Origin of the sequence: Bacteroides mediterraneensis (genome assembly GCF_025993685.1) — a bacterium.
GTDB lineage: Bacteria > Bacteroidota > Bacteroidia > Bacteroidales > Bacteroidaceae > Phocaeicola > Phocaeicola mediterraneensis_A.
On record NZ_DAJPEN010000001.1, the window covers coordinates 1,740,624 to 1,755,950 of the forward strand.

Consider the following 15,327-nt stretch of genomic DNA (forward strand, 5'->3'; position numbering starts at 1 on the left):
CGTGTTACTTTGTGATTTGTTCCATATACCAGACTTTATCTCCCCATCCATCTCCGAACAGGGCAGGGGAATGAGTCGTAATGAAAAACTGAGCGTTGGGATTGAAACGAACCAACAGGTTGATGAGTTCAAACTGCCAGTCTATATCCAGTGAGTTTTCCGGCTCGTCTATCAGAACGATAGATTCACGTTTGCCCAATAAAAATACACGGAGCAGAATCAGCAGTACTTGCATCTCTCCGGAAGAAAGTGCTCCTACGGGTAACGTGCCGTTATCAGTGATCACAGAAAATTTGCTTCCCTCTATCTCTATCCGTTTGCGGGTTAAAGCGAACAAGCCGTTGACTGTTTTCTGGAAATCAGCAATCTGTGCTTTTAATTCTTCTTGTTTCTCAACAGAACTGTCTATCATGGACATACGAAGACTCATCAGCGAAGGACCGGTTTTCATGTCATAGATGAAATACTCCAGATTTTGCGCTAATGCCGTAGTTGTCTTCCGCTTATCCCGCATGGCAATATTATCAATGGAAGGCAGATAAACAATGTCTTCACTTTGTTTATGGTTATCCGCCACCAGTGACTCATAGAGGTTTTTCAGAAACGTGGTTTTCCCACTTCCATTTACCCCCATTATAATGTTGACATCGGGATGGGCCGGGAACTGGACCTTCTGTTTATTCCAAAGGTCGATATTTACTTCCGATATTCTTGACAGTGACATATATTCTAGGTTTTAGGATTGCTGTTATTTGATAATCATTACTCCATCGTGGTCGACAAGCAGACGCTCCAATTGCTGACGCAGTCCGTCCAGATAGCGTTCGATGTCTTCTGCATTCGTAATAGGCAGTTTGGTCTTGGTCTGCAGTGAGGCCTGACGGATTCTCTTTTCCTGTTCCGGTAATGTTGGAGGAGTATACGACATGATTCTCTCTACCTGTTCCTGATAGAAGGCATCGGTATTGACATTGTTCTGCAACACCAGAATATTGGTCGGAGAGGTCTTAAGTTGAATCGTCGCTTCGCGGTCGGACAATACGCTCACAGGCACATGTTGCTGCTCTGCCACCTGCTTGAGATAGTCGAACATATCATTGTAGGCCGCTTTGATTTTCTCACGCAAACGGTTTCGTACATCATCCAAGATTCCTGAAAGCTGGTTCATCAGCTTGATGTAGTTACGGAATGTCTTGCCAATAGGCCATGGGTCCTCCTTCACTTTACAGAATTCACCGACAGCTCCCTGCTGCTCCATAGGTACAAACGGGAAATTGTAGATATTGTCATCTGCAAACTGAATGAGCTGTTTGTAGGTAGAAAGCTGGTCGTGCGTGAATTGCACCACTTCCTTGCATTTGTCGGTAAGAGCCTTGGCTTCATCCTTTGACGCGATGAGAAGGTTGAAGAATTTCAACGGATCACGCTCATCAAGCCATGATTCAAAGAGTTCAACAGCCTGACGGATGGGTCCGGCAAAAGGATAGGTAATTATCTGCTGCTCGATATCCTTATAACCTTTGACTAATCTGGCAAGACTGCGCTCACTTTCCATGTCACGGCAAGCACGGAACAGTTGGGTGCTGTCGGTAGTGGATGGAGCGGAAGATATGCCGAATATCTCTTTCCAGGCGGCAATGAAATTCTGAATGACCTGTGGCGAAATAACTTGTGCCTGACGGAGTGTAAACTTGTTGCTTTCGTTCACAATGCGGTTGGCTACGGTCGTTATTTCTACGTTCGGATTGTTCGCATAAGAATAGTCGCGGTTGTGACGACGTACCAGTTCATTGATGACATAGAGGGTACAGATATTGTCCCATCCGTATGGCGCTTTTGAGAACTTGGCAAGCACATCCGATACGTTCACCTCTGCAAACTGCTTGTTCAGGTAGATTTCCACTTCGTGTTCTGCATCAGTAAGAGCGGCGTTCATGCCTTCATATTCCCCTGCTTCAATATTGCGCAGAATGGCCTTCTTCAACTGTTCCGTAGTACGGGGAATGTTTGGAGAATCCACCAGGTTTGCTTTCGTGTAAATTCCTGCCAGATGTTTCTCGATGGCTGCACGGTAACGGTCGTTTCCCCTCTTTTGTCCCAGTTCCGTTTCGTCAATCACACTCAGTCCCGAAACAATGGGGCAAGTGTCAAGAATCTTTTCAAATTCTTTTTTGATAAGTCCTTCGTAGAGTTCCTCAGCCCGTTTGGCAAATTCTTTGCGGGTGTTGGCATTGTCCTCGTTGGGAACAGGGGTAGCCATGTAACGTTCTGCCTGACAGTACCAGTAGAAGGCGTTGTACAAACGTCTGTTCTCACGATACTGCGGGCCTACATAATAGACCATCCGGTTGGCATTGCTATTCTGCAGGGCAAGTTGCTCGGCGGTATCATAATCCGGGTCCATCACGAATTCCACCATCACATCCGGATTGTTACTCAGGAAAGTACGTTGTTTGATGGTCAGCCCTACCGAAAAGCTGCGGGTCTTGTATTGCTCCTTATTACGGAGGGCTGTGATATATTTATTGAAAATATCCTTCAGCTGCTCGGCCTGTGTATTGTTGTCCACCACCTGGCTTTGAATGAGTTGTGCCACCTTCATCTCTTCCTCGCTGTAGAAAGTGAACGTGTCTGGTGCGCCCTGCTTGCCTTGCTCGCGGCGGATGATGTTGTTATCACAAAGAAACTCCACAATTTTCTCCACCTCATTTTTGATGGTCAGACGGGGTGTTTCCATATTGTTTACCAGAAGTGAAGTCACATTATCCACGGTAGCCGGGAAAAGTAACTGGTCGGTCTGCGAAATATTGCAAATCATGAAGAGTACGTTGGCCACACGAACAGCCAGACGGGTCTTTTCGGGCTTGTCTGTCTGGTAAGTGCGTGCCATGCGGAGGGCATTGTCCACGGCCTTCTGTCCACGAGCCTGCAAGCCTTCCTCGAACATGTTGTTATAGAGTTCATCAAAAGAAATGAACTTACCCAACTCAGCCTCGGCATTGGCTTTGGCTGTAGAGTGAATCACCTTGATGATGCTTCGCTCATTTCCCTTTACTTCTTTGGCTACATAGCCTAAATTCAGGAAAGAGTTGAATACCTGCATAATCAATTTGAACTGATAAGGCACAAAAGGGTAGTAGTCTACAAAATCTTCCTGAGAATCATAACTGCTGTATGAATTAGGAAGTTTGAACTGAAGGTCAAAACCGGCTCTATATTTATTGTATAAGTCAGCCAGCACAGGCTTTACCTCTTCCTTCTTGTCGAGGATACGTTTCTGCGTAATCACTTCCGGTTGTGTTCCCTTGAGCGACACTTTCACTTCGAAACGCCCCTTGATTTTACCTTCTTTGTCTTTCTCTTCGACTATATGGCAATCGTCCATAATCTCCGAAAGGTCTTGTTGTGCGGTACAAGCCACCCAAACCTTGTTGTCACATGCTTCGGACAGTTTTGTAATGATTTCCTGAAGGTTGAGATAACGGTCGCGTTCCTTGTTGATGAACTGTGAAACTTCATCGGCAAGGAATATCAGGCGGTAGTCATCGCCTTTGTCTTTCAAATAAGCCGCCAGTTCCAAGCCAAAACGGTCGATGCTCATGTTCGTATCACGCTTGATGATACGTTCGCGGATACTATCGACAGAGAGTGTCGGGGCCAGTTCTTTGGCGATGTCAAGCACCCAATCGAGTTCATTATCAATCAAATCGGCTGCCATACCCGGATCATTCCAATCGCCACCTTCCTCGGCAATGCGTTGCTTGAAAGCCTCAAACACACCTTTTTCTTCCAAGGGCTTTTCCAGATTCTGGGCCAGCGTAATGTTGAACTTATTAAAGCCACGTTTACCATTGAACTCGTTCCAGAAGACATGAAGGAAAGCCTTCTTTTTGTCGGTTGAGTTGTCGTAACTGGTTTCCAGATTGAAAATGCACGTATCGATGGTGGCACGCTTCATCCAGTTGGCTATGGATGCCAGCTGTTCATAGTCGAAACCCAGATTATGTTTTTCATCGAGGGGGTCGATGGCCTTGACAGCTTCCAGCAAACGGGAAAAAGCTTCGTCACGGGTAGACGGAGTGATGCAATAGTCAAGGTATTTCAAAAAATGAGATTTTCCCGACCCGTAGTAACCGTCAATCCAGATACCTACATGGTCGTATGGCCGGTTGTTCTTTATCGCATCAAGAATACGGAAAAGGCCGTTGATAATCTCATCGGTGAACACGTATTCCTGTATTTCCACACGTTCTGTTTCCGGGTCAAACTTGGTGGCACTTACGGCAGGATTGACTGCACGGTCGATGGGCTTGCTATATAGTTCTTTCAGTTTCATGGGTTATTCGTTAATTAAAAGGGTGGCGCGATAGGTATGATTATCGGGAAGGGTGTCAAACAACCGGAAAGAGTTCTGGTCACGATGACCTGGATAAAACACGATAATCTTATATTTCTCCGTCTCGTTGTAATCTTCATAAAGAGCCAGAAACTCATTGACTCTCAAATAGGGATACATACTGCCGATACCGTACATGAAAACGTACGGGCGACGATATTGGTCCTTGATGGTGATATGGTCAATGATACGTTGATGAATAAACCGGACAAACTCTGGAGAATGTGCGTTACGGGTAAGCGTATCCTGCGTATTTTTTGCAGTAGACGGATCGCGCTCTTCTTTCTCCATCAAATATTTCAACATGGACGGATGACGCAGGAACTTCTTCTGGTCCAAGAAGTGACAGAACTCCTCAAACAGGTTCAACGTAAGCACATCCACATAGTTGATGGGACGGATAAGATTCGCTTTAAACTCTTGTATCTGTCTGCGGATATCGTATTCCTTGTCTGCCGGATATTGGTAGATAAAGAAGTTGTAGAACAAGTCTCCATTTTCCGGGTCCTGAAAACCGGGACTGTTCAGTTTGTCATCAAGCTCTTTTAGGGTCATAATAGGGTTTTCTTTATATTTTCTATTTCGTAGGGCTGCAACAGACAGGCTTCGAGAAACCAGGATGCACCTTTGGCCAGATAATAACTGAAGTTGCTGCAAACGAGTGCATTCAAATGGCTCTCCCGGTCCAGCATACCGACTTTTCGGAGAATGGTCAGATAAGCACTTGCCACCCGATCTTTGGTATTGTCACTCCAGGAATCAACAAACTCATCTTTCGCTGAGATTTCATTTAACTCCATCATGAGGTCCTCTTTTTTTACACTTCTGGAAATGCTGTTCCATTTTTTCATGGTCACATTGACATGAAAATCAAAGCATATTTTATAGGTCTTCAAGATTACGTAGAAAAGGGCGGCCACCTTGTCAGAATCATTCATTTTCAGAAAGTCATTCCAAAAATAGGCCGGCATCGCTTCATAGCGGCGCTTGATTTCAAGAATGGCTTTTGCACGTGAACGTTCAGCATTTATTTGCAACAGATGATTGTTCACCTTCTCCTCATTCAGCAGTTCCTCACTATTGGTTGCCTGCAATAAGGGTAGAAGTGTGACGGTTTCTTCAAATAGAAAACCTCCCCCCGTTATGGCTGCTGTATATGGACTGTTTTTTTTATTCATTTTATGTTAGCATGTTTGAGCCATCCGTTCGTTGTTTGCTCTTCTGCAAAACGACTTGAAGGCGATTCAAAATTTTGTTTCCCCTATATTTATATATAAGGTCATATCTTTCAACAAAAATAATGTTTTTATTCGAAGTATCATTCTGAGACTAGGATTAAAAAGGCAATTCGCTTAAAAAAGTGTATTTCTAGATTCTTCCATTCATTCTTTTCCCAAGAAAAAACTTCTTCCAAACGGTCATTTCCCCGCTTTCCACTATCTTTGCGCCATGAATTACCTGGAACTGTTTGGAACCCTCGTGGGGTTGGTCTATCTGGCACTGGAGTATCGCGCCAGCATCTACCTGTGGCCGGTGTCCATCATCATGCCGGCCATCTATCTGGTAGTGTATTATCAGGCCGGACTGTATGCCGATTTCGGAATCAATGTCTACTACCTGCTTGCTTCGGCGTACGGCTGGATGGCCTGGAGCCGAAGGAAGAGAAAGACAGACCCGACGCAGCCAGTAGCGGAACTGCCCATCACTTCCATGCCGCGCAAGGTGTATCTGCCCCTGACGGCTGTGTTTGCGGTGTGCTGGCTGGCCATCGCGTGGATACTGATTGAGTGGACCGACAGCAATGTGCCTTGGACCGACAGCTTCACCACGGCCCTGAGTGTGGTGGGGATGTGGATGCTGGCCCGCAAGTACGTGGAACAGTGGGGAGTATGGATGGTGGTCGACTGGGTGTGCTGCGGACTATACCTGTATAAAGGATTGTATTTCACCGCGGTGCTTTACGGCGTGTATGCCGTAGTAGCCATTTTCGGATGGAGAAGATGGCGGGCAGCGATGAGGACTGAACCCCAGGTTGAAAACGAATAATGAAGCAAGTCGCATGGAACACAACGAGTATAAAATGTATTTATCAAAGGAGGAAAGGATGCAGACTGTCTTGCCTTTCGTGCCCGAAGCGGTAGTGGTGGGCAACGGCGATTTCCCTTCGCATCCGTTCCCACTGGCTGTGCTGGATGCTTCGCCGTACGTGGTGTGCTGCGACGGAGGGGCGGACACGCTGGTGGACAGCGGACGGATGCCCGGTTGGATAGTGGGCGACGGCGATTCGCTCTCGGAAACGAACCGGGTGCGTTTTCACGACCGGATACACCGCATCTCCGAGCAGGAGACGAACGACCAGACGAAAGCGGTCACCTTTCTGGCCGACAAAGGCATCCGGCGGATGGTCTTCGTGGGGGCTACGGGCAAGCGGGAAGACCATACCTTGGGAAATATCAGCCTGCTCATGGAATACCAGCAGATGGGACTGGAGGTGGCGATGCTGACCGATTACGGGTCGTTTGTGCCGGCCGCCGATACGGAGGAGTTCGCAGGGTTTCCCCGTCAGCAGGTGTCGGTATTCAATGTGGATGCAGTGCAGCTGCGGAGCGAAGGGTTACGGTATCCGCTGTATGATTTCCATAGCTGGTGGCAGGGGACACTGAACGAAGTGACTGGCCACGGTTTCCGCATTCAAGCAAAGGGTCGTTACTTGGTGTATCGTACTTATGAAGCAAAGAAATAACTCACAGCAGATGGGAATATTCACCGCCACCCGCCGCATATCAAAAAACGACTTATATTCAAGTTGTATCTGTATATATTCGTAATCATCTGATAATCAGACAACTAATATTTTCCAAGAAACGCAAGTGCATTTACCTTAAAACGCAAGTGCGTTTTGTGTGAAACGCCTTTACGTTTTCCTTCAAACGTACTTGCGTTTTGACCAAAACGTACTTACGTTTTTCAGCGAATCGTTTCTGCCTGATTTTTAAGCAAATAAATCTTCTTTCTCTTGCTTTTCTCAAAAGAAAGTGCTAAATTAGGGCATCGTAGATTTTAAATGTAATGCCTATGAAAAAGTATGTAGCAGAATTAGTCGGAACAATGGTTCTTGTACTGCTGGGATGTGGTAGTGCCGTATTCGCCGGAGGAGTGGCCGACACAGTGGGTGCCGGAGTAGGAACCATCGGAGTGGCTATGGCTTTCGGACTCTCTGTCATCGCCATGGCTTACACCATCGGAAACATATCCGGTTGCCACATCAATCCGGCCATCACGCTGGGAGTGTGGCTTTCGGGAGGTATGAAAACCAAACGGGCACTGATGTACATGCTCTTTCAGGTGGTAGGCGCCATCATCGGCTCGTTGATTCTGACCTTGCTGGTATCGACCGGTGCGCACGGAGGACCTACGGCGACGGGCTCCAACAGTTTCGCACCCGATGCCATGGGACAGGCGTTTCTGGCGGAAGCCGTGTTTACCTTTATCTTTGTGCTGGTGGCCTTGGGGGCTACGGACGAGAAGAAGGGGGCCGGCAACCTGGCGGGACTGGCCATCGGACTGACGCTGATACTGATTCACATCGTGTGTATCCCGATTACGGGTACTTCCGTGAATCCGGCCCGCAGCATCGGACCGGCCTTGATGGAAGGCGGACAGGCTATCGAACAGCTCTGGCTTTTCATCGTGGCTCCGTTTGTGGGAGCGGCTTTCAGTGCCCTCGTGTGGAAGTTCCTGCGCACGGATAAATAAAGAAGGACCCTCGATAGCATGTCTTTTTCATTTAAAAAGCGTATCTTTGCAGCCGGTTTTTAAATAAAGGAAAAAGATATGCTATCGCACGGAATTTATTCTATCGTTTTACTGATTTTTTCGAACATCTTCATGACGTTTGCCTGGTACGGGCACTTGAAGATGCGTGAGGAGTTCAGCTGGTTTGCCGCACTGCCGCTCATCGGGGTGATTGCGTTCAGCTGGGCCATTGCTTTTTTTGAATATTGTTTGCAGGTGCCGGCCAACCGACTGGGTTTCAAGGACAGCGGCGGACCGTTCGACATCATGCAGCTGAAAGTGATTCAGGAAGTGATTACGCTGACGGTCTTCACGATATTTTCCATGATTGCTTTCAAGATGGAATTGAAATGGAATCACCTGGCTGCCTTTTTCTGCCTGATTCTGGCCGTATACTTCGTATTCAAGAAATAAGCGGCGGGGTCAGTTCTGCCGGTCGCGCAGGCGCTGGATTTCGCGCTGCACATCGTACTGGTTGTTTCTGACTTTGTCTTTCCGCAGGAATTCTCTGCGCCGGATGGAGTCCTCGGCTTCTTTCCGGCGGATATATTCATACAAGTTTCCCGCATCCTCCTCCCGGGCTGGTTGCGGGTTTTTCTTTTTCTTCTTCTCTACGACGTCCAGGGTGTCGGGTTTCGCTGCCGGCTGGACGGCCTTGACGGAGTCGGGTGTGGCATAGACGGGCAGGAGAGGGGCTCCCGAAAAGGCGGGCTGGAAGGAGAGCATGGTATGGGTGGTGTCGGCTCGCTGGGCGGCGGGGCGGCGGTAGAAGTTAGGTACTTTCAAGCTGTCGGCAGCAGTAGGCACGTAGTCGGCATACGTCTTCCAGGCGTTGGCATGCTTGCGGTTGTGGGCCAGCATCCGTCCGCGGGGAGACAGATTATCGTAGAGGAAACCGATGAAATCGAGCCCGCCGATGCCGAAAGTTGGCCCTATCGGTGCATTGAGGTCCCTGTACACTCTTCCCGTAGAAGGCATCAGGCTGCGCCCATAGTTTTCATCCCTGTAGACTTGGTTGGGATTCAGGGTCCAGGAGATTTCCCATTTCTTGGGACGTCCGGTCACCAGCACATCGTACACGGGATCTTCTCCGAAACGGGTCCAGATGGTGTAGGGTTCCATGCGGACATAGCCTTCGGGTTTCTTCACCTTGGTGGTATCAATCAGGCTGCGGGGCACTTTCAGGTCGACCTTGAAGTCCATCCATTTCTTGTTGAGCGGAGCCTCCAGGGGCTTGTTCTCCAGCTTGCTCGAAGGATCAAAATCGAATTGAATCATTTTTACGGCATCCATGTTGAGCTGCAGTTCCTTTTCCTGCTGCTGGGCCATGGCCGGAAGAATACCGGCTGCACATAGGAATAAAGTCAGTTTGGATGATAAATGTGATGCGTAGTCCATGTCGTGTGCGTATTTATAGTCCTTTCACTCGTCCGCCCTGCATCCAGCATTTGCGGTAGTAGGGCTCTTCCAGCCGGCTGACGATGACGCCTGCACTGGTGCTGGCGTGGATGAATTTCCCGTCTTTCAGGTAGATGCCCACGTGGTTGGCAGTCTTCTTGCGGCGCCCGTCGTGGAAGAACACCAGGTCGCCTTCCTGCAACTTGCGTTTGCTCACCTTGCGGCAGTCTTTTGTCCGCTGGGCCTCCGAATTGCGCTGCAGTTTCTTGTGGTACACTTTCTTATAGACGGCGGACGTGAAGCCTGAACAGTCTGTTCCCCGATGGGTGCTTCCTCCGTGGCGGTAGGGCACGCCAATCCAGTCGGCTGCTTCTACATACAGGCGGTGGTTGTCGTCGGCATCAATGTCCATTTCCAGGCGTACAGCCGCACGTGCCAGTTCCCGGTAGTCCACGCGAGGGGCGCGGGTGCCGCAGGAGGAAAACAAAAGTGTGCACACCAATACAAGCATGCACACCGAAAAACGAGTGATACGGTTTCTGTACATATCATGTTATTTTAAAACAAATGTACACAATATTCTCGTTACCTGATAATCAACTTAGCGTATTTTAGAACCTGTTGAAGATTGTTTCATTTTATTCCTTCACCTCGAAATAGTCTTCCAGCTCTTTTCCTGCGGCACCGTCGGCATTGTCAAGGTCGCGAAGCAGGTGCCCCTGTTCCAACAACACAATACGGGTACTGAGGTCCACGGTGTGGCTCAGGTTGTGGCTGGACACAAGGATAGTGGCTTTATGCTCCTCGTAATAATGCTGGAGCAAGTGCTTGAGCAGCGACTGTGAAGTTGGGTCGAGGAAGTTGAACGGCTCGTCCAGAATGACGAGTTCCGGATTGTGAAGCAGGGCGGTGACGATACCCATCTTCTGCTTGTTCCCGGCGGAAAGGTTGCGGATGTATTTCTTTTCTTTCAGGATTTCATCGCCCAGAAAACGTTCATAGCGATGGATGCGCTCATGAAGGGTAGCGGCATCGAACCCATACATGCGTCCGCAGAACTGGAAATATTCTTCGGGGGTGAGGTAATCTATCAGAAAACTCTCGTCCATATAGGCTCCCACACGCAATTTCCACTCTTCACTTTGTGACACGTCGGTGCCATCCAGGCACACGCTCCCGCTGTCGGCCTTCAGCAAATCGAGCATCAGGCGGAAGAGTGTGGTCTTTCCGGCACCGTTGTTGCCCATCAGGCCCAGTATCTCGGGCTCTTGCAGGGTGTAGTCGGGAATATCGACAGCCGTTTTGCTGCCATACGTTTTTTTCAAGTTCTGTATCTTGATTTCCATAAGGATTCATTGTGATTGGTTACAAATAAAAAGTTACCTCGTTTCGCGCAGATTCTCCAAAAGTGAATGTCGCTTCCGGAGCACTTTCCGGTAGAGCGCCCTGCACCAAAGGGGATGAAGCAGGATGCCCGGCAGGCCCAGCAGGGCACAGACCAGATAGCCCGTAGAGGGTTCCATCCACAAGAACAGGATGCGGCAGAGGGCTATCGGCATAAAAAAGGCAAAGGCTACGCTCAAGGCCTGATAAGGAGAGTTCCACTGACCTTTTCCCATGAGGGAAGCGTCCAGCGGGGCGGTCTTCCGGTTCACAAGGGCCAGCAGCATGATGGCCGGAAGGGTGACACCGGCCGTGTAGACCAGCTGGCTGAAGACCAGCAGGACGGAGGTACCTCCCCAAATAAGCGCGGGCAGCATGCACACCAGCGGAATGACCAGCAGCAGGAAATACACGTAGTATTTGGCCCGGAACAGATAGAGCAAGGAACCGGGGCGCATCAGCAGTCCGTCGAGGTAGTTACCTTCATAGGCCATGATACGCGACAAGATGCTGATGGCGTATCCCGTAAAGCAATACACCACATACAGGTGCAGGCCGAAAAATTCTTCCTCACCGACATGGCTGAGACCCAGCAGGCTCAGTGCAAACAATACGATGACTACGGTCATCATCTGGAAATTTTTCCGGGGAGCATTGTTGCGGAATATCATCTTCAGCTCCAGTTTCATATATTCTCCCGTCAGTCCGAAACGGTCGAGAAAACGGTAGCGCCCGGTATGTTTGCTTTGCGGCACTTTTTCCCGGCGATTCAGTTCGCTATAGATACAAGCCATCTGTACCCGGCTGTTCAGGAAGCCCAATAGTGCAATCACGACCAATACGCCCAGATAGGCCAGTACGCGGCCTTGCATAAAGGACTCGCCCAATGTCATGAAGAAACTGCTGATGCCTCCTTCCGGGAATAGGGATTCTGCCAGTAACTGCAGGCCATAGAACCCGAGAGGGAGAAGTACCCAAGCCGTATGACGGCGTTGCAGCGTACGTACCAGTACGCTCCAATAGGCGTTGGCCACCATCAGCAGCCAGATGCCTGCCGCATAGCCCACGACACCGGCTATACCGAAGAAACGGACCACGGTCATGGCCGCAAAAGGTACAAATAAAAAGAGCCAGAACAGATTGAACGCCTTCAGTCCTACCTGTACGAGCAGGACATTAATCAGTTGTTGTTTCCTGACCGGCAACAAGAGATAGGGTTTGATTTCCTGCGTAGGAGTCGGGAAAAGGAAACGCAGCAGAAAATCCAAAAACAGGATGCCCGGCAAGCAGGCATTGAGCACATCATAGGGTTCCATTCCGGAAAACCCCTTTTCAAAAACAAAGGGCAGCGAAACCCCGATTAAGACGAGGTACGCTGCCCAAAATGCGACAAACAGATAAATCAGAAACTTGGCAAAGCGGTTCCGGTCGTACATCGGACTCCGCCTTGCAGCAAGTTTTTGATTCCTCCGTATTTCAGTAAATAACATAGGCGGAGTAATTGCTCTGTTTCCTTATTTTTCTACCGGAGAACTCATGCTGACTTCCACTTCGTTCTTCTGTCCGAAGAAGGCCTTGGCAAAGGCTTTCAGGTCGTCGCCGGTGATGGCGTTCACTGCTTCTTCGTATCCGGTATTCATGTCCAGATTTTCCCAGTAGTACGTGTTCAGGATACCCATCCAGTAACCGTTTTCTTTCTGGTTCTGCTTGTAGGTCTTCAGCATGTATTCCTTCACCTTGCTCAGGTCGTCGCTTTCCGGACCGTTGGCAATGAATCCTTCAATACCTTCGTTGATGAGTTTCACCATCTCTTCGCGACGGTTCGGGTCAGTATCGAAATACACCTGGAAGGCACCTTCTTCGCTCGGATACTTGCTCAGGCTTCCGCTGCAGCTTACGCCGTAAGTTCCTCCGGCATCTTCACGTACGGTACGCAGGTAAACCATGTTGAGCAGCTGTCCGAGCATGCTCATCTGCAGCTTGTTCTTCATGTCATACTTGCAGTCGCCGGAATAAACCATCAGCACGCTGGCCTTCGGAGTTTCCAGTTCTTTCACGAAGTTGTTTTCATACATACCCTTGCGGATATCCATCTTGGTGTCGCGGAAGTGTTCGTTGCGTTTCGTAGCCGGCAGGGCACCCAGGTACTGTTCGATGAGCGGAGTAGCTGTCTTTTCATCGATGTTACCCACCAGGATGAACGTAAAGTCGCTGGCATCGGCAAAACGGTCTTTGTACAGTTCCATCACCTTGTTGTAGTCAATCTTGTCGAGCATGTCGGCTTTCATGGACAAGGCACGCGGATGATGGTTGTAGAGTGCCACGGTGATAGAGTCGCTGAACGCAGTCATCGGGTTGGCTTCCTGGTTGGCCAGAGCCGCCTTGTTACGGGTGATGAAAGAAGTGAAGGCTTCCTGGTCCATACGCGGCGCCGTGAAGCGCAGGTAAGTGAGCTGAAGCATGGTTTCGAGGTCTTTCGGAGAGCAGCTACCAGACAATCCTTCTGTCAGGGTATTGACTTGTGCGCTGGCAGAAGCCATTTTTCCGGCCAATACCTTGTCCAAGTCTACGGCGTCGAAGTTACCCAGTCCGCCCAAAGAAGCAATCTGACTGATCAGTGCAAACTGCAGTACATCCTTGTCGTCGAACAGAGAAGTTCCACCCGGGCTGAAGGCCTGCATACGTACTTCATCGGCCTTGAAATCGGTCGGTTTCAGGATGACACGCACACCGTTGCTCAGGGTCAGGATAGTAGAACCGAACACACCTTGTTCTGTCTTGACTACCTTTCCGGCCTGCGGTTTTTCTTTTATCAGCGGTTCGTCGGAAACCTTGTCCACATAAGCGGTCAGTTTTTCAGCTTTCACCTTATCCAATACAGCTTTCAGTTCGGCTTCCGTCGGATATTTCATGCCTTCCTTCTCAGGGCAGAATACACTGAGCACCACGTTCTTTTCGGTGATGAGCTGCTTCATTACCTGGTTGATGGCGTCCACCGGAATGTTCGGCACCACCTGGTTCATGATGGCATATTCATTCTCGATACCCGGAATCGGTTCGTTGTCAATGAAGTTGCGCACATATTCGTTTACGTAAGCACCGTTGCGCTGTTTGTTGCGTTCGTTGTAGGCAGATTCCAGTCCGCGCAGGTAATCCGCTTTGGCACGGGCATATTCGCTGGCCGTAAATCCGAACTGACGCACACGTTCCAGTTCGCGCATCAGGGTTTCAGTTGTCAGGAGGATACCGTCTTCCTTGGCAGCCGCATACGCCATGAACGCATCCTTGGTCTTGGCCACAATGAAGTCGCCATCGCCCACACCTGCTTCAATGAACGGTGGATTGGCCTGCTGGGTCAGCTCATTCAAACGGCTGTTGAGCATGCTTTCGATGGAAGAAATCATGTAGTTCATCACCAGATATCCCATGTTGTTCTTCTGGTCGTTGGGCACGGCGTCATGCTTGTGCATCAGATAAACAATAGGTACCTGCTGTTCCTTGTCCTTGGCCACGGTGATAATCGGCTCGTCGTTGTCGGGCACCGGAAAGTATTTGCGTTCGGCGGCATTGGCCGGCATCTCGATGGGCGAGAACATGCGTTTGATTTTGTTTTCGATGCTGTCCACGTTGATGTCGCCCACCACGATAATACCTTGCTGGTCGGGACGATACCATTTCTCATAATAGTCTCTCAAAGCCTGGTAAGGGAAATTGTCGACCACTTCCATAGTACCGATAGGCAGACGGTAGGCATACTTGCTGTCCTTGTAGATGACAGGGAACACCTTTTCGTACATACGCATCATGGCACCTGAACGGGTACGCCATTCTTCGTGAATCACACCACGTTCCTTGTCGATTTCCTTCGGGTCGAGGGTCAGGTCGTTGGCCCAGTCGTGCAGAATCAACAGACAGGAGTCGATGATTCCGTCGCGGATGACCGGCACATTATTAATATTGTACACAGTTTCGTCTACCGAAGTGTAGGCGTTCAGGTTGGCACCGAACTTCACGCCGATGCTTTCCAGATACTCCCGAAGCAAGTTGCCGGGGAAATGCGTAGTTCCGTTGAAACACATGTGCTCCAGGAAGTGGGCCAGACCGCGCTGGTCGTCTTCCTCCAGGATAGAACCTACTTTCTGCGCAATGTAGAAGTCGGCTTGATGTTCCGGCAACTCGTTGTGACGGATGTAGTAGGTCAATCCGTTGTCCAACTTACCGATGCGCACATTGGGATCGGTAGGGATGGGCGGCATCTGCTGTGCGAAGGCCGTCATGGCACCTCCCACCAAGATAACTGCCGCCACAGTTCTTTTCAGTTTAAAAACCTTCATTGTAATTTTTTTGATTAGATT

At 49.4% G+C, this 15,327-nt stretch carries 13 protein-coding genes; 4 read left to right on the forward strand and 9 right to left on the reverse strand.

All coding sequences use genetic code 11. The features are described 5' to 3' along the window. Positions 1 to 4: 4 nt before the first annotated feature. From OIM59_RS07315 to OIM59_RS07330, 4 genes are read right to left on the reverse strand one after another with little or no spacing between them, the layout of a single operon-like run. Positions 5 to 724: an AAA family ATPase gene (locus tag OIM59_RS07315; RefSeq protein ID WP_299169174.1), complete on the reverse strand. Its 720-nt coding sequence runs from the start codon at positions 722 to 724 to the stop codon at positions 5 to 7. A 24-nt stretch (positions 725 to 748) separates the two neighbouring features. Further along, positions 749 to 4,336: a BREX system P-loop protein BrxC gene (gene brxC / locus OIM59_RS07320; RefSeq protein WP_299169176.1), complete on the reverse strand. Its 3,588-nt coding sequence runs from the start codon at positions 4,334 to 4,336 to the stop codon at positions 749 to 751. 3 nt (positions 4,337 to 4,339) lie between these two features. After that, entirely contained in the window at positions 4,340 to 4,951 is a 612-nt protein-coding gene (locus OIM59_RS07325) for a BREX protein BrxB domain-containing protein (protein WP_299169178.1), read from the reverse strand. Then, positions 4,948 to 5,574, reverse strand: coding sequence for a BrxA family protein (locus OIM59_RS07330; RefSeq protein WP_072542577.1), 627 nt, complete (start codon positions 5,572 to 5,574; stop codon positions 4,948 to 4,950). Before OIM59_RS07330 ends, OIM59_RS07325 begins: the two co-directional genes overlap by 4 nt. A gap of 271 nt (positions 5,575 to 5,845) precedes the next feature. Here OIM59_RS07330 and pnuC point away from each other — a divergent pair, with 271 nt between their 5' ends. From pnuC to OIM59_RS07350, 4 genes are all read left to right on the forward strand, one after another. Next, positions 5,846 to 6,442: a nicotinamide riboside transporter PnuC gene (gene pnuC / locus OIM59_RS07335; RefSeq protein WP_299169182.1), complete on the forward strand. Its 597-nt coding sequence runs from the start codon at positions 5,846 to 5,848 to the stop codon at positions 6,440 to 6,442. A gap of 13 nt (positions 6,443 to 6,455) precedes the next feature. Beyond that, a complete protein-coding gene (locus OIM59_RS07340; protein ID WP_299169185.1) occupies positions 6,456 to 7,139 on the forward strand; it encodes a thiamine diphosphokinase in 684 nt (227 codons plus the stop codon). Between the two features lie 332 nt (positions 7,140 to 7,471). Further along, positions 7,472 to 8,152, forward strand: coding sequence for an MIP family channel protein (locus OIM59_RS07345; RefSeq protein ID WP_072542580.1), 681 nt, complete (start codon positions 7,472 to 7,474; stop codon positions 8,150 to 8,152). Positions 8,153 to 8,230: 78 nt separating this feature from the next. Beyond that, entirely contained in the window at positions 8,231 to 8,605 is a 375-nt protein-coding gene (locus tag OIM59_RS07350) for a DMT family protein (protein WP_022354575.1), read from the forward strand. 9 nt (positions 8,606 to 8,614) lie between these two features. On the opposite strand, the gene OIM59_RS07355 is transcribed toward OIM59_RS07350, so the two are convergent. The 5 genes from OIM59_RS07355 to OIM59_RS07375 form a co-directional block, all read right to left on the reverse strand. Next, on the reverse strand, positions 8,615 to 9,589 hold the full coding sequence (locus OIM59_RS07355; protein WP_299169189.1) for a DUF4858 domain-containing protein: 975 nt from the start codon (positions 9,587 to 9,589) through the stop codon (positions 8,615 to 8,617). Between the two features lie 13 nt (positions 9,590 to 9,602). After that, positions 9,603 to 10,100 (reverse strand): C40 family peptidase, encoded by a 498-nt coding sequence (locus OIM59_RS07360; protein WP_072543964.1) that lies wholly within the window; start codon positions 10,098 to 10,100, stop codon positions 9,603 to 9,605. A gap of 127 nt (positions 10,101 to 10,227) precedes the next feature. Beyond that, entirely contained in the window at positions 10,228 to 10,935 is a 708-nt protein-coding gene (locus tag OIM59_RS07365; protein WP_288353179.1) for an ABC transporter ATP-binding protein, read from the reverse strand. A 33-nt stretch (positions 10,936 to 10,968) separates the two neighbouring features. Further along, the gene (locus tag OIM59_RS07370) at positions 10,969 to 12,462 is read right to left on the reverse strand and encodes a DUF5687 family protein (protein WP_299169194.1); all 1,494 of its coding nucleotides are present in this window, start codon (positions 12,460 to 12,462) and stop codon (positions 10,969 to 10,971) included. 24 nt (positions 12,463 to 12,486) lie between these two features. Beyond that, the gene (locus tag OIM59_RS07375) at positions 12,487 to 15,306 is read right to left on the reverse strand and encodes a pitrilysin family protein (protein ID WP_299169197.1); all 2,820 of its coding nucleotides are present in this window, start codon (positions 15,304 to 15,306) and stop codon (positions 12,487 to 12,489) included. Positions 15,307 to 15,327: the final 21 nt, after the last annotated feature.

Coding starts and splice junctions, on each gene's coding strand:
- OIM59_RS07315 (WP_299169174.1), bottom strand. CDS start 724: ATGTCACTGTCAAGAATATCGGAAGTAAATATCGACCTTTGGAATAAA.
- brxC (WP_299169176.1), bottom strand. CDS start 4,336: ATGAAACTGAAAGAACTATATAGCAAGCCCATCGACCGTGCAGTCAAT.
- OIM59_RS07325 (WP_299169178.1), bottom strand. CDS start 4,951: ATGACCCTAAAAGAGCTTGATGACAAACTGAACAGTCCCGGTTTTCAG.
- OIM59_RS07330 (WP_072542577.1), bottom strand. CDS start 5,574: ATGAATAAAAAAAACAGTCCATATACAGCAGCCATAACGGGGGGAGGT.
- pnuC (WP_299169182.1), top strand. CDS start 5,846: ATGAATTACCTGGAACTGTTTGGAACCCTCGTGGGGTTGGTCTATCTG.
- OIM59_RS07340 (WP_299169185.1), top strand. CDS start 6,456: ATGGAACACAACGAGTATAAAATGTATTTATCAAAGGAGGAAAGGATG.
- OIM59_RS07345 (WP_072542580.1), top strand. CDS start 7,472: ATGAAAAAGTATGTAGCAGAATTAGTCGGAACAATGGTTCTTGTACTG.
- OIM59_RS07350 (WP_022354575.1), top strand. CDS start 8,231: ATGCTATCGCACGGAATTTATTCTATCGTTTTACTGATTTTTTCGAAC.
- OIM59_RS07355 (WP_299169189.1), bottom strand. CDS start 9,589: ATGGACTACGCATCACATTTATCATCCAAACTGACTTTATTCCTATGT.
- OIM59_RS07360 (WP_072543964.1), bottom strand. CDS start 10,100: ATGCTTGTATTGGTGTGCACACTTTTGTTTTCCTCCTGCGGCACCCGC.
- OIM59_RS07365 (WP_288353179.1), bottom strand. CDS start 10,935: ATGGAAATCAAGATACAGAACTTGAAAAAAACGTATGGCAGCAAAACG.
- OIM59_RS07370 (WP_299169194.1), bottom strand. CDS start 12,462: ATGTTATTTACTGAAATACGGAGGAATCAAAAACTTGCTGCAAGGCGG.
- OIM59_RS07375 (WP_299169197.1), bottom strand. CDS start 15,306: ATGAAGGTTTTTAAACTGAAAAGAACTGTGGCGGCAGTTATCTTGGTG.